General features: G+C 70.1%; 11 protein-coding genes. 3 read left to right on the forward strand and 8 right to left on the reverse strand.

Annotated features, from left to right (window positions below):
* Positions 1–54 precede the first annotated feature (54 nt).
* Positions 55–3,195: an NACHT domain-containing protein gene (locus FNV62_RS28970; RefSeq protein WP_143627612.1), complete on the reverse strand. Its 3,141-nt coding sequence runs from the start codon at positions 3,193–3,195 to the stop codon at positions 55–57.
* A 493-nt stretch (positions 3,196–3,688) separates the two neighbouring features.
* Between FNV62_RS28970 and FNV62_RS28975 the strand changes: the two genes are divergently transcribed.
* Positions 3,689–4,279, forward strand: coding sequence for a M23 family metallopeptidase (locus FNV62_RS28975; RefSeq protein WP_054237512.1), 591 nt, complete (start codon positions 3,689–3,691; stop codon positions 4,277–4,279).
* On the opposite strand, the gene FNV62_RS28980 is transcribed toward FNV62_RS28975, so the two are convergent.
* A complete protein-coding gene (locus FNV62_RS28980; protein ID WP_054237513.1) occupies positions 4,276–4,887 on the reverse strand; it encodes a TetR/AcrR family transcriptional regulator in 612 nt (203 codons plus the stop codon). The two genes, FNV62_RS28975 and FNV62_RS28980, sit on opposite strands and share 4 nt — an antisense overlap.
* 150 nt (positions 4,888–5,037) lie before the next feature.
* Between FNV62_RS28980 and FNV62_RS28985 the strand changes: the two genes are divergently transcribed.
* The gene (locus FNV62_RS28985) at positions 5,038–6,630 is read left to right on the forward strand and encodes an MDR family MFS transporter (protein WP_054237514.1); all 1,593 of its coding nucleotides are present in this window, start codon (positions 5,038–5,040) and stop codon (positions 6,628–6,630) included.
* A 560-nt stretch (positions 6,631–7,190) separates the two neighbouring features.
* Here the strand turns inward: FNV62_RS28985 and cseC are convergent.
* The 5 genes from cseC to FNV62_RS29010 form a co-directional block, all read right to left on the reverse strand.
* On the reverse strand, positions 7,191–8,516 hold the full coding sequence (gene cseC, locus FNV62_RS28990) for a two-component system sensor histidine kinase CseC (protein WP_144315692.1): 1,326 nt from the start codon (positions 8,514–8,516) through the stop codon (positions 7,191–7,193).
* Between the two features lie 335 nt (positions 8,517–8,851).
* Positions 8,852–9,556 carry a two-component system response regulator CseB gene (gene cseB, locus FNV62_RS28995; protein WP_097285706.1) on the reverse strand — a complete coding sequence of 235 codons (705 nt, stop codon included), beginning with the start codon at positions 9,554–9,556 and terminating at the stop codon, positions 8,852–8,854.
* A 19-nt stretch (positions 9,557–9,575) separates the two neighbouring features.
* On the reverse strand, positions 9,576–10,229 hold the full coding sequence (locus FNV62_RS29000) for a hypothetical protein (RefSeq protein WP_373559504.1): 654 nt from the start codon (positions 10,227–10,229) through the stop codon (positions 9,576–9,578).
* Entirely contained in the window at positions 10,217–10,756 is a 540-nt protein-coding gene (locus tag FNV62_RS29005; RefSeq protein ID WP_060898668.1) for a SigE family RNA polymerase sigma factor, read from the reverse strand. The genes FNV62_RS29000 and FNV62_RS29005 overlap by 13 nt, the downstream gene beginning before the upstream one ends.
* Positions 10,757–11,022: 266 nt before the next feature.
* On the reverse strand, positions 11,023–11,946 hold the full coding sequence (locus tag FNV62_RS29010; RefSeq protein WP_054228676.1) for an A/G-specific adenine glycosylase: 924 nt from the start codon (positions 11,944–11,946) through the stop codon (positions 11,023–11,025).
* 336 nt (positions 11,947–12,282) lie between these two features.
* On the opposite strand from FNV62_RS29010, the gene FNV62_RS29015 reads away from it, so the two are divergent.
* Positions 12,283–13,128, forward strand: a complete 846-nt coding sequence (locus FNV62_RS29015; RefSeq protein WP_143602512.1) for a hypothetical protein — start codon at positions 12,283–12,285, stop codon at positions 13,126–13,128.
* A 155-nt stretch (positions 13,129–13,283) separates the two neighbouring features.
* On the opposite strand, the gene disA is transcribed toward FNV62_RS29015, so the two are convergent.
* Entirely contained in the window at positions 13,284–14,408 is a 1,125-nt protein-coding gene (gene disA / locus FNV62_RS29020) for a DNA integrity scanning diadenylate cyclase DisA (RefSeq protein ID WP_054228678.1), read from the reverse strand.
* Between the last annotated feature and the right edge of the window lie 57 nt (positions 14,409–14,465).

Below are 14,465 nucleotides of genomic sequence, written 5' to 3' on the forward strand. Positions count from 1 at the left end.
TCGCCTGAACGAAGGGGCTGCCCCGGGACCTCGGTCCCGGGGCAGCCCCTTTTTTCACACCACGCTGTCCGTTTTCTCGATGGTGACGGCCGCGGTGCCCGGGAGGAACGCCAGGAGATGTTCCGGTACGTCGGTCACGTCCGGGGCGAGATGGAACGTGACCCTGCGCAGGCCGGGAAAGAGGGCCGCGACATTTGAGAGGTCTTCGTTTCCTGTGAACTTGTTGAGCCGCAGTCTCGTCACGTTCGGCAGTACCGGACCCGCGCTCCACCCGACGGCATTCCAGTTCACACGAAGTTCTTGTAGAGCGGGAAGCCGGGTGATCTCTTCGAAGTCCTCGGGGGTGAGGATTTCGGGGAGTGTGGCCAGACTCAGCTGCTTCAGCGAGTGCATATGACTCAGGCCGCGCAATCCGGTGTGCCGCAGAGCGTTCCTGGTGAACCGCAGATACGTCAGCGGCAGATTCCGGGGGAGTACCTCATCGAGGGAGTCTCCGTGCAACGGGAAGCCGATGTCGAGCAGGCGCAGAGTGCGGGACGCCGAGAGCGGTGCCAACGCTTCCGGATTCTCGAGTCCGGGCAACCCGGCGAGCATAAGCCATTTCAGGGGCAGCCCGGCGAGCGGAGTGAGGTCGTCGACGTACGGGCTGCCGCCGCTGACGTCCAGATGGACGAGCCGTGCCTGGTCCGACAGGAAGCTCAGATCACGCAGGACGCGGTTGTCGCGTACGACGAGTTTGGACAGCTGGTCCGGCAGCAGGCCCTCGCGTATGTCGTCCGCGTCGATGTCCCCGACGACCTGGAGCATGGGGCGGCCGCCGAGGTCGCGCAGGGCGCGCAGCTGGTCGGCGGTGTGCGCGCAGATGTACAGGTCGTCCGGTGGCAGATGGGCGACGACGTCGGCCGTGTAACGCCGGGTGTCGAACCGGTGGGCGGTCCAGGAGAGTTGGGCCCGTACGGGCAGCGACGGATGCGAACGGAAGCGGGCCAGGACCGGGAGCGCCGCGTCCGTGCCGATGAGTGACGCGGTGATGACCACGGCCCTGGCCTCGTCGTCGGTGAGCCCCTCGGGGCCGGGCAGCAGCTCCAGGACGAGCGGGCCCGCGTCGGCGAGGGTGCGGGCCTCCTCGGTCGTACGGGGCGGGATGAGCGAGGAGGCGTTCCGCTCCACGGCCGCGCGGACGTGGGGGTCGAGTTCCGTGGCGTGTTCCAGCGCGGCCAGGGCGAGAAGTCGTATACGCGTACCCGCCGTTCCGGACGTCTCCTCGGCGGACTTGGTCAAGTCGGCCAGGAGGGTGGCCCGTTCGCGGGGGCGGGCGTGGGCGACCGCCATCCGGATGACGTCCGACCACTGGGAGTCGAAGGCGTTGCGCGCCAGCAGCCCGAAGTCCCCGTCCTCCACCGCGGCCCGCGCGCCCAGGTAGTCCTGGAAGGTGCGGTGGACGAACTCGACGGTGCCGAGGGTGGGTTCGCGGAGCAGGCCGCTGCGGACGAGAAGGTGGCGCAGGATCGCGGGGGCGTCGCCCTGCGCGGCGGCGGACGGGAGGGACGGCAGCACGTCGGCGACGATGCGTTCGGCACGGTCGCGGTCCATCTCGGACTGGTTGTTGCGGATGAGCCAGTAGGCCAGGCGCTGGAGGAGCTGGACCTGCGGGAGTTCCGTGAGGTGGATGCCGCCGGTGCGTTCGGGCGCGAACATGTCGCGCTCCTCGTCACGGCGCGACAGCAGCATGGACAGGGCGGCGTCGTACAGCTCCTGCCGGCCGTGCGGCAGATAGCCCCGCCGGTCGCGGTGCAGCGCGCAGATCAGCCCGCACATCAGCGGGTTGGTGGCGAGTCGGCCGAGGTCGGGCTTGGTGCCGACGGCGGTGAGGAGGGAGTGCTCGTAGCCGTCGAGACGGTCGGTGTCCGGGGCGTCGAGCCGGGCCGCCGTGTGCCAGCGGCGGATGAAGGCGGTGACGTCGTCGCGGCTCATGGGGGTGAGGGCGAGCTCGGTGAAGCCGTCGGGAGTGAGCCAGTCCTCGCGGACGGCCGAGGGGCGGGAGGTCACCAGCCACTGGTTGCCGGGATAGACGTCCAGCAGTTCGCGCAGCCAGCGGCGGGTCCGCTCACGGTCGCGTTCGGGGATCTCGTCGATGCCGTCGACGAGGAGCAGCCCGCGCCCGGCGCCGAGGACGCGGTCGCTCCAGCCGTCCGGCTGGGTGGCGTGGAAGGGCACGCGGGCGGCGGCGAGGAAACCGTCGGGTTCCGGGAGTCCGTCGGGGCGGCGTACGAGGGTGCGCAGGGGCAGGACGAACGGGATCCGGTCGCCGCGCTCGCCCCGGGCCGCGGTCACGGCCAGCCACTGCACGAGGGTGGTCTTGCCGGAGCCGGCCACTCCGCGCAGCAGCACCAGGTCCTGTTCGGCGAGGGCCTGTTCGGCGGGGAGGGTGCTGCCGGCGGTCGCGATGTGTGTCCCGCCCGGGCCGGTCGCCTCCGCGTCCTCGGTGGCCCGTACGGCCCGCAGGCTGAGGTAGGCGGCGTCGAGGGGCCAGCGCTCGGGGGAGTTGACGAGATCGATGCCGTAGATGGTGAGCCGGCTGTGCTTGGTCGCGACGTACGCGAGGTACCGCTGTTCGAAGGCGGGATCCGTGCCGCCGGGCGGCGGAGTCCGCGCGATCAGCTCGTCGATCTTGGCGATGAGCTCGCTCTGCCTGCGGCTCTGCTCCACCAGCGTGCGGGCCACGAAGGCCGAGCGCTGGGTGAAGAAGTGCAGGATGTGCAGGCAGGCCGCGCTCAGGATCCGCTCGTAGAACAGGGTCGCGTCGAGGGAGAGGTCCCGCTCGGGGTTGCCGCTCGCGGCGCGCAGCCGCAGGGCGAGCGCCTCGTGACCGAGTTCCACGGCCTGTACGTCGGTCATGGCGAGGTCGCCGAGGGCGTGCAGGGTGTCGGCGAGGGCGTGGACGACGGCCTGCTCCTCGTCGGAGGCCAGCGGGCGTTCCCCGGTGCGCAGGGCTCGTGCGACCAGCTCGGCGGCCAGCGTGGTCAGCTCTTTCTCCCCGAGGGTCCGTTTCTCTCCCCTGAAGGAGACGAACCCGGAGATCCGCAGTGGCTTCTCGACCAGCCCTGCGCCCGGCCCGTCCGCCACGAACAGCTTCCTGACGAGTGGCGCGACCACGCTCGAGGCCAGTTTGGTACCTACGGCTGCTGGTTCCATGACGCTCCCCCGGACGGCACGGTGACGGCTGCGCAGCTCACATTAGGGCCTCTCGCGGGTGGGGAGTGCGGTCGGGGTCGGGGGTCCCGCACAGCCCTGTGACACGCCCTCGCGGTGACATGACGCACAGGCGATTTTTCCCGTACTAGGGCGGGTAGTAGGTGACGAGCGGCGGGCAAAACGGACACAACGGTGCACAACCCCCATGGGGTGTGCGGTGCCGTGGTCGGCGGTGCGACGAGGGCCGTATTGCGCCGGAACGCAACGCCCGTATGTGGGGTTAAACGTCTCTACTCTGAAAAATCGGGCGTATTCGCCACGGGGTGGGGCGTCTGTCAAGAAGCTGGAAATTTTAGGGTGAACTACGACCTGGTGTCGTAGATGAGGACTTTGTGGGACGGCCAGGACTCGGGTTACCAAGGGATGGCCCACTCGGCGACGACCTGTCCGTCGGGTGGACCTGACCCCCGTCTCCGTTCCCACGAGGTTCCGCATGTCGAAGCGCGTCACGTCCCGCCACTCCCGTATGTCCCTGCTCCGCTCCAGGGCGGCCGTCCTGGCCGTCGGCGTGGGTGCCACGGCCGTACTGGGCGCCGGGGTCGCGGCCGCCGCCACCGAGGCGGCCCCGCAGGCCGCCGTGAAGACGGCCGCCACCAAGCCGGCCGCCTCCTGGGTCGACCCGGTGAAGAAGTACACGCTCTCCGCGGGCTTCAACCAGGCCGGCAACCTGTGGCAGCACAACCACTCCGGGCAGGACTTCGCCGTGCCCACCGGTACCGAGGTCGTCGCCGCGCACGGCGGCACCGTCGTCAAGGCCGGCGGCAACGGCGCCGGTGACGGTCCCGCGTACGGCAACGCCGTCGTCATCAAGCACGGCAACGGGACCTACTCGCAGTACGCCCACCTGTCCCGGATAGACGTGCGGATCGGGCAGGTCGTCGCGACCGGCCAGCACATCGCGCTCTCCGGCAGCACCGGCAACTCCACCGGCCCGCACCTGCACTTCGAGATCCGTACGACCCCGAACTACGGTTCCGCGGTCAACCCGGTCGTCTTCCTGCGCGCCCAGGGCGTGACCGTCTAAGACGCTTCAGGGGTGACGACGGCGCCGCCGTGCGCCTGCGTCACCAAGTCGATCGCGACCTCCAGGACAGCCTTGCGCTTCTCCTCGGGGTCGCCTTCGACGTCCTTGAGCAAAAACATCCCGGCGTGCATCGAGAACAGCGCGCTGATGCAGCGCACCTGGTCCGTCAGATCGGCGTCCGGCTCCTTGAGCAGGCCGACCATCCGGATCATGCGGTCCTTGAAGTCCTCGCCCGTGCGCAGCTCGCGGACGGCGGCCTGGTTCTCCTGCATGAAGCGGAAGAGCGGGGCCGCGTCGGCGAGCGCGTTGCTGTAGCGGCGCAGGATCTCCTGCTTCGTCTCCAGCGTGCGAGGCTGCTGCCGCGCCCACTCGATCAGCTCGTCCATGGGCCGGGACAGGTCCTGGAAGAGACTGATGAGGATGTCTTCCTTGGTCTTGAAGTGGTAGTAGAGCGCCGCCTTCGTGACGTCGAGGTGCTCGGCGATCTCGCGCAGCGAGGTCTTCTCGTAGCCGTGCTCGGAGAAGAGTTCGAGGGCGACGTCCTGGATGCGCTGGCGGGTGTCCCCGCGGCGCTGTCGCTTGGTGCCGTCCATGGTGTCGCCGCCCATCCCTGTACTCCTCGCACTCCTTGAAACGTACGCGTCGTCCGACTGGCAAATCCAGGAAAACTTACTTGACGCCCGGCTAGTTACCGGTCTAACTTCCCTCAGTGTAGTCAACTTGCCGGGCGGCAAGTAAGTACCCAGGGGAGTGGAACCGTGGCGGACAACAAGGAAGCGGTCATAGAGACCGAGAAACAACCGCGCAGCGTACGCGTCGTGCTGCTCGCGCTCATGATCACAATGATGCTGGCCATGCTCGACAACATGATCGTGGGCACGGCGATGCCGACGATCGTGGGCGAGCTGGGCGGCCTCCAGCACCTGTCATGGGTCGTGACCGCGTACACGCTCGCGACCGCCGCCTCCACCCCCATCTGGGGCAAGCTCGGCGACATGTACGGGCGCAAGGGCGCCTTCATGACCTCGATCGTGATCTTCCTGGTCGGCTCCGCGCTCAGCGGTATGGCCCAGGACATGGGGCAGCTCATCGGCTTCCGTGCCGTTCAGGGACTGGGCGCCGGTGGTCTGATGGTCGGCGTCATGGCGATCATCGGTGACCTGATTCCGCCGCGGGAGCGCGGCAAGTACCAGGGCATGATGGCCGGCATCATGGCGCTCGCCATGATCGGCGGACCGCTCATCGGCGGCACCATCACCGACCACTGGGGCTGGCGCTGGTCCTTCTACATCAACCTGCCGCTCGGCATCGTCGCGCTCCTCGCCATCAGTGCCGTCCTGCACCTGCCGAAGAAGCGCGTCCAGGCGAAGATCGACTACCTCGGCGCCGGACTGCTGGCCCTCGGTATCTCGTCCATCGTGCTGGTCACCACCTGGGGCGGCAGCGAGTACGCCTGGGGCTCGGCCAGGATCATGGAGCTCATCGGCATCGGTGTCGCCGCGCTGGTCGGCTTCGTCTTCGTACAGACCAAGGCCGCCGCGCCGATCATGCCGCTGCACATCTTCCGCAGCCGCAACTTCACGCTGATGTCGATCATCGGCTTCATCACCGGCTTCGTGATGTTCGGCGCCACGCTCTTCCTGCCGCTGTACCAGCAGTCCGTGCAGGGCGCGTCCGCGACCAACTCCGGGCTGCTCCTGCTGCCGATGCTCGGCGCGATGCTGGTGACCTCGATGGTCGCCGGTCGGGTCACCACCGGCACCGGGCGCTACAAGGCCTTCCCGATCGTCGGCGGCGTCCTCATGGCGGTCGGCCTGTTCCTGCTTTCTCAGATGGACACCGGTACGACCCGGTTCACCTCCGGGCTGTACATGGCCGTACTCGGCCTCGGCATGGGCTGCCTGATGCAGATCACCATGCTGGTCGCGCAGAACAGCGTCGAGATGAAGGACATGGGCGTCGCGTCCTCGTCCACCACCCTCTTCCGTACGCTCGGCTCGTCCTTCGGCGTCGCGATCATGGGTGCGCTGTTCAACCAGCGGGTCCAGGACGTGATGACCGAGCGGGCCGGGGCGCTGGGGTCCAAGGTCACCGAGCAGTCGGCGCAGCTGGACGCGGCGAGCCTGGCCAAGCTGCCGGCCGCGGCGCGGGAGGCGTACCAGTACGCGGTGTCCTCCGGAACGCACTCCGCGTTCCTGCTGGGTGCGGTGGTGTCGGTGGGGGCGCTGGTGGCAGCGGTGTTCGTGAAGGAGGTTCCGCTTCGGGGGGCGGGGGCGCCCGCGCCGGAGGGTTCGGCCGAGGACGCGGTGAACGACTCGGCGCCGAAGCCGGCCGTGGCCGAGACCGTCTGACTCGCCCGACCCGACGTCGCCCGACCCGACCTCACCCGATCCAACCCCGTTTGATCCGAAGACCCCCGGAGTGTCCGCCCCGGGGGTCTTCTCCTGTACGCACCTGGCGCCACCCGAGCCTCCTCGCCCCCGCCGCCCCTACCCGTCCCATCCCCGGGGGCTCCGCCCCCGGCCCCCCGAATCGGCCTGAACGGCCTCGTCCTCAAACGCCGGACGGGCTGAATGATGCGGGCCGGGGGTGGGTGGGGTATCGCCCGCCGGCCTTGTCCTCGATCGCTGGACGGGCTGAAGGGTCCTCAAGTGCCGGACGGGCCGAGTGATGCGGGTCGGTGTCTGGCCTTGTGTTCGCAACGCCGGGCGAGCCGAGGTTTTTAGGGGCGCGGGGAACTGCGCGCCCCGCCCCCGCCGGCCCGCAGCCGAACGAATCGGGTGGGCGGGCGGGGAACGGGCCGAGCCGGGCCCGGCCGACGATGACGGCTCCCACGACGACTACGGCAACGGCAACAGCAACGGCAATAGCGACAGCAACGGCAATAGCAACCGGTACTCGCTCACCGGCATCAGGTCGGCAGCATCGGATAGCTGCCGGTGTTCGTCGGCGCGTGCTCCGGCAGCCACAGCACCGCGACCGCCCCCTCCGCGGGCACGTGCTCCGGAGCTCCCGCGGGCCGGACGTTGCGGAAGGTCAGCCGGGCACCGAGCACCCGGGCCTGACCGGCCGCGATGGTGAGGCCGAGGCCGTGACCGTGGCCCGAGCGGTCGCTGCTGCCGGTGCGGAAACGGCTGGGGCCCTCGGCGAGAAGCTCCTCGGGGAAGCCGGGACCGTGGTCGCGGACCCGGATGACCCGGCCCTCGACCGAGACCTCGATCGGCGGCTTGCCGTGCCGTGCCGCGTTGGCCAGCAGATTGAACAGCACCCGCTCCAGGCGACGCGGATCCGTCGTGACCTCCGACTCGTGGATCACGCGTACGTCGACGTCGGCGTCCTTGGCGGCCACCCGCCGCGACACGAACTCGCCGAGCAGGATGTCCTGGAGTTCGGCCCGCTCGGAGGCGCCGTCCAGCCGCGCCACCTCGAGGACGTCCTCGACGAGGGTCCGCATCGCCTGGGCCCGGTCGCGGACGAGTTCCGTGGGGCGGCCGGGGGGAAGGAGCTCCGCCGCCGTCAGCAGGCCGGTCACCGGCGTGCGCAGCTCGTGGGCGATGTCGGCGGTCACCCGGCGCTCGGCCTCGATGCGTTGCTGGAGCGCGTCCGCCATGGCGTCCACCGCGCGCGCGAGGTCGTCGGTCTCGTCCCGTACGACCCCGCCGATCGCTTCCCGTACCCGTACGTCGGTCTCACCCTTGGCGACCTGGTTCGCCGCGGCGGCGGCCTTGCGCAGCCGGCGCGAGAGCTGGCCGCCGATCAGCACGCCGAGCGCGCTGCCGCCGAAGACGACCGCGATCGAGCCGATGATCAGCGCCTGGTCGAGGTCCTTCATGATGTCGGTGTTGCGGTTCGTGAAACCGGTGTGGAGCGAGAGGACGCGGCCGTCCTTGAGGGGTACGGCCGCCCAGATGTCCGGAACCCCGTTCGGACGGTCGGCCACAAAGGTGGCCCGCCTGCCCTGCATGACCTTCGCCAGCAGGTCCTTCGGGATGGCCGGGTCGTCGATCTTGACCCCGAAGGCCTGGGTCCGCCCGGACTGGTACATGCGCTCGGCGACCTTGATGCGCTCGTCCGCCAGGTCGCGCGAGTTGTCGAGCATCGAGACGCGCGCCGCGTTGTGCACGACGAGGCTGAGCGCGACCGCGACCAGCGCGCCGACCATGGCGATCGCCGCGCTGAGCTTCCACCGGATACCCGTGCGAATCCCGGAGTTCCCGGCGGCGGCCGCCATACGCATGCCCACAGGCGCGCCGCGGCGCGGGGATGGGCCCCCGCCGACGGGCGTGCCGCGACGAACGGGTGTGCCCCGGCCGACGGGTGTGCCCCGGCCGTCGGCAGGTGCGTTCCAGCCGGTCCGACCGTTCCCGGTCACCGGATTGTTCCCCGTCACCGAGCCGTACCCGTCGGCCGGCCCGTGCCCGTCGGCAGGCCCGTACCCGGCGGCCGGGCCGTACCCGTTGACCGGTTCGCGCCCGGCGCCCCCGTCGTGCCCGTCGGCCGGTCCGTTGCGGCCGGTCGGGCCGTCGCCGCCCGCCGGAGTCCGGCGCCGAAATATCCCCCGCATATCCCTGCTCAGGCCTTCAACTTGTAGCCGAAACCACGGACCGTCTCGATCCGGTCCTGGCCGATCTTCGTCCGCAGCCGCTGCACGTGGACGTCGACGACACGCGTGTCCCCGCCCCAGCCGTAGTCCCACACGCGTTCGAGCAGCTTGTCGCGGCTCAGCACCGTGCCCGGCGCGGAGGAGAACTCCAGCAGCAGCCGCATCTCGGTGGGCGTCAGAGCCACCGGCGTACCGCCCCTGTGGACTTCCATGCCCTCGGTGTCGATCTCCAGGTCACCGAAGGAGAGCATCCCGCCGTCGACGGACGAGGCCTCTTCGGGGGTTCCGTTCGGACCGCTCGCGTGTCCGAAACGGCGCAGCACGGCGCGGATCCGGGCGACCAGCACGGCCCCGTCGAAGGGCTTGGTCACATAGTCGTCGGCGCCCGCCTCAAGCCCCAGCACGACGTCGATCGAGTCGGCGCGCGCGGACAGCATGATCACGGGGACGGTGGACTCGTCACGGATGCGGCGGCACAGCGAGACACCGTCGAGTCCGGGGACCATCACGTCCAGCAGGGCGATGTCGGGACGGTCGGCGCGGAACGCCTCCAGGCCCGAGAGCCCGTCGGGCATGGCCGTCACCGCGAAGCCGTCGCGCTCGAGAGCGAGCTGCGTGGCCTCGCGGATGACGTCGTCGTCCTCGACGAACAGGACGTGGGTCTGCTCTGCCATCCGGCTGCTCCGTCTGCGCTCAGTTGGCGGGAGCGGGCGTGTCGACGCCGCCCACCGCGTTGCTGTAGTCGTTGTGCGTTCTGGACCTCTCGGTGAAGTGGGTCGCGGTCCACCCGTAGGTGATCACTTCTTCGCTGGAGGGGTATTCCACCGGATCGCCCTTCTTGTACAACTGCTGGGTGATCACCAGGTCTCCCCGGTCGATCTCCGCGTAGACCGGCGGCTCCTCGGTCTTGAAGACATTCTCGTACCTACCGCTTTCCTCGCGGTAGACGTACGATCCGATCCCCACGGCGTCCCCGCAGGTCATGACGTTGACGACGACGTCGTCGGTGGTTCCTCCGGTGAGATCCCCGTACGACACGTCGACCGGGTACTCGTCGGCGACGCACGGTTTCGTCAGCGCGCTCTTGACCGAGTCGCTGACCTCCGGGTCGTCCTTGACGAGCTTGATCGCGTCCACGCGCTTGGGCGTCTTGGACGGGGAGGCGGAGCGCGCGGGGCTCGGGGCCGCCCCCTTCGCCACCGCCTCACTGCTCGCCGGGCCCTCGTCGCGGGCGCCCGTGCCACCCGTGGCGCAGGCGGTCAGGAAAAGCCCGAGGGCGGCGAGCGCGGCCGTCACCGCGCTCCCCGCCTTCAGGACCTGCCTGGCCCGAGTTCCTAGGCCGCGCAACGCTCCCGCTCCTCACGTTCGAGCGCGCGTGCGTCCAGGTCGCGGCTCTCCAGCTCCTCGCGGAGCCGGGCGAGCGCCCGGTGCAGCGTGCTCTTGACCGTTCCGGCCGACATGCCGAGGGCGGCGGCCGTCTCCTCCGTGGACATCTGCTCCCAGTGTCGCAGCACCACGACGCTGCGTTGCTTGGGAGCGAGAACCTTCATGATGTCCATAAGGAGCGCCCGGTCCGCGTGCTGCTCGGTCGAGTCGTCGACGCAGGCGTCCGGGAGCTGCTCGGTGGGCACCTCTTCGAGTTTCCGCGCCCGCCACCACTCGGTCCGCGTATTGATCATCACGCGGCGCAGATAGGCGTCCGCGAGCCGCTTGTCCGCGATGCCGTCCCAGCGGCCGTACGTCCGTACGAGCGCGGTCTGCAGGAGGTCCTGGGCGTCGACGGGGTCGGGGACCAGGCGACGGGCACTGCGCAGCAGCGCGTCCTGCCGAGTGCGGACGTACTCCTCGAATTCGAGCACCTCGCCGTGCGCCATGATCAACCGCCTCCATCCCCGTTTCCGACCTGGCTCGCGCCTGCTGCCGGTTGTCCGTTTCCTGTGTCCCGCTGTCGTTCTGCTGTGTGTGCGGTACGGAAATGAAGCTACGGAGGCGTTGTCACGGGGTTGTCCGAGGCAGCCTTCGGTGAGCGCTCGGCTGTACGTCGGTTGTGTAACGGATGTATGAGGTGGGTAAGGCGGTGTGGTTACAAGTCCCGGTTGGGGTGGTTTTGCGGGTGTGACCGGTGTCCTGGGGGCGGTGACTAGGTCAGGGGCAGCCGATACAAACCACCCGGGAGCGGCTCCACGAGTCCGTCGGCGACGAGTCCGTCGAGGGCGCGGGCCCGCTGCACGGGCTCGTCCCACACGCGATCGAGCACGGACTGCGGGACCGGGCCCTCGACGGAATCCCTCAGTACGGCGAGGAGTTTGCCGCGCACCTGGCGGTCCGTGCCCGCGTACGTCTGGCCGCGCCGCGGCGGGCCGTCGTGCGCCGGCTTGCCCGCCAGCCGCCAGGCGCACTGCGCGGCGATCGGGCAGCGGTGGCAGGCCTCGTTCTTCGCCGTGCAGATCAGTGCGCCGAGCTCCATGGAGGCGGCGGCCCAGTGGGAGGCGGTGCCCTCGTTCTCGGGCAGGAGGGCACGGGCGAGCTTGCGCTCGGCGGCGGTGGTGGCGTTCGGCGGGTACTGCACGCCGGTGACGGCCCGTGCGAACACCCTTCGGACATTCGTGTCCAGCACGGCATGCCGCTGCCCGTACGCGAACGAGGCGACGGCGGCGGCCGTGTACTCCCCGATACCGGGCAGTGCGAGCAGTTGGGCGTGCTCCGTGGGTACGTCGCCGCCGTGCCGTTCCGTTATGGCGACCGCGGCGCCGTGCAGCCGGAGCGCACGGCGGGGGTAGCCGAGCCGGCCCCAGGCGCGGACGGCTTCGCCCGGAGCCTCCTTGGCGAGGTCGGCCGGGCGGGGCCAGCGGGCGACCCATTGCTCGTACACGGGCAGGACACGGCTCACCGGGGTCTGCTGCAACATGAACTCACTGACCATCACGCCCCAGGGGCCGGCGTCGGGTCGGCGCCAGGGGAGGTCGCGGGCGTGCTCGTCGAACCAGGTGATCACCGGTTCGTGCAGGGTCTTGCCGGGGGCGTCGGGCTGGGGGCTGGGTGTGGGCATGGTGGGTGCAGTCATGGCGGTTCCGATCCTGCCATGCGGGGGTGGGACTACGCGGTTTCCCCCGAGGCGCGGAGGAGTGGCTTTTCGCCCCGGTCCCGCACGGGCTCCTTCGCCTGCGGGGCGGTGGAGGCCGGTCGCGCCCCGCGGCGAAGCCGCGCAATGTCACAGCCCCGCGCCCCTGAAGGGGCGCTCCGGTCGCCCGGAGGGCCTGGCCCGGCAGCCCCCGGAGGAAGGGAAGGGGCGGTGTGGGGGCAACTCGACCGGTGTGCCGGAATGATGATCCGGAAAAGTTGACGCTCAGGGCGGCGGGTGGGGCGAGCGCCGGCATGGATCTCTCGTACAGTTTGCGCCGTGGGATCTATGCGCAATCCGGTCGGGCCACTTCCCTCCACCATCTACTGGCGTCGGAGGGTCGTTCTGCTGTCCGTGGTAGCGCTGTTGGCGCTGCTGATCGCCTGGGTGGTCAGCAGCGGCGGCGGAGGCGGCAAGAAGAACGCGGACGGGTCCAACGGGAAGAACCCCGTGCAGACGATCACCCCGGGCCCCTCCGGTTCCGGACCCGCGATCAGCCAACACCCGGGCGGCCGCGACGAGTCCAGCCCCGGCGCGACTGCCGGCACGGCAAGCGGTGACGGCAGTGGCAGCAGTGGCAGTGGCAGTGGCGGCAGCAGTGGCACTGGCACTGGTGGTGGGGACGGGTCCGGTGGCACCGGCAGCGCGGGCGGTGGTGGCTCGGAAGGCGGTTCCGGCGGTGGCACCAGCTCCGGGGATCAGGTCCCGGCCGGCTCCACCCTCCCCAACTGCACTGCGGGCGCCGTCAAGTTGACCCTGCGCAGCGTGCACAACACGTACGCCCCCGGAGACAAGCCCTCGATCGAGCTGATCGCGAAGAACTCCTCCGCCAGTGACTGCAAGGTCGATCTCGGCCCGAAGAGCGCGGTCCTGACGATCACTCAGGCCGGCGGCGACAAGAGCTTCTGGTCGTCGAGCGACTGCCCCAAGGACGCGGCCAGTCTCTACTTCCGCGTTCCGGCCGGCGACCAGGTGACCTACACGGTCGACTGGGACCGCACGGCCAGCGCCGCCCAGTGCGCCACACCTCCGGCGGGTTCGGCGACCGCGGGCACCTACCTGGTGGAGGCGAAGGCGCCGGGCCTGGCGAAGGCGACGACGTCGTTCGTGCTGTCCCAGGACTGAGCGCGGGGGCGGGAGCCCCCGAGGGCCGAGGCCGGCGCTCACGCCCGCCCGGCCCGCACGCGCCCTTCAAACGCGCCCGGCCCCGTAAGACGCGGCACGTAAGACGTAGCGCGTAAGACGTAGCGCGTAAGACATGGCGCGTCACACGGCGTGCGTCAGACGTAGCGCTCCAGGATCGACGACTCCGCCAGTCGCGACAGCCCCTCACGGACGCTGCGCGCCCGCGCCTCGCCCACTCCGTCGACCGCCTGAAGGTCGTCCACGCTCGCGGCGAGGAGCTTCTGCAGACCGCCGAAGTGCTCCACGAGGCGGTCGATGATCGCGCCGGGCAGACGCGGGACCTTGGCGAGGAGGCGGAAGCCGCGCGGGGAGACCGCCGAGTCGAGCGCCTCGGGGGAGCCGGTGTAACCCAAGGCTCTCGCCACCGTGGGCAGTTCGAGCAGCTCGGAGTGGGCCAGGGCGTTCAGGTCGGAGAGGGCCTCGTCGACCGTGCGGGAGCGCTTCGCGGTCGGCTCCGGCACGTAGTCCCGGACCACGAGCTCCCGCTCGGGCTCCACGCCCGCGATCAACTCGTCCAGCTGGAGGGCGAGCAGCCGCCCGTCCGTGCCCAACTCCACCACGTACTCGGCGATCTCCGTGGCGATGCGCCGCACCATCTCCAAGCGCTGCGCCACCGCCGACACGTCCCGGACGGTGACCAGGTCCTCGATCTCCAGCGCGGAGAGCGTGCCCGCGACCTCGTCGAGGCGGAGCTTGTAGCGCTCCAGGGTCGCGAGGGCCTGGTTGGCGCGGGAGAGGATCGCGGCGGAGTCCTCCAGGACGCGGCGCTGACCGTCGACGTACAGCGCGATCAGACGCATCGACTGGGACACCGAGACGACGGGGAAGCCGACCTGCTTGCTCACCCGATCCGCCGTGCGGTGCCGGGTGCCGGTCTCCTCCGTCGGGATCGTCGGATCGGGCACGAGCTGGACGCCCGCCCGCAGGATCTTGGTGATGTCCTTGTCGACGACGATGCCGCCGTCGAGCTTGCACAGCTCGCGCAACCGGGTCGCCGTGAAGTCGACGTCCAGGACGAAACCGCCCGTGCACATCGACTCGACGGTCTTGTCCCAGCCGAGCACGATGAGCCCGCCGGTGTTCCCGCGGAGGATCCGCTCGAGCCCGTCGCGCAGGGCCGTGCCAGGTGCCACGGCGCTCAATGAGGCGCGCATCAGGCCATCGGCACCGGAGCTCCCACCGGACTTTCCGGGAGCTGCTGCCCGGTCGTTGGCTGCCACTGCACTCCTCCGGTCGCGGTTTTCCGGTCGCCCAAGAATCGTCCAGGGTTCGTACGG

This window comes from Streptomyces sp. RLB3-17 (assembly GCF_007113425.2).
Classification (GTDB): Bacteria; Actinomycetota; Actinomycetes; order Streptomycetales; family Streptomycetaceae; genus Streptomyces; species Streptomyces mirabilis_D.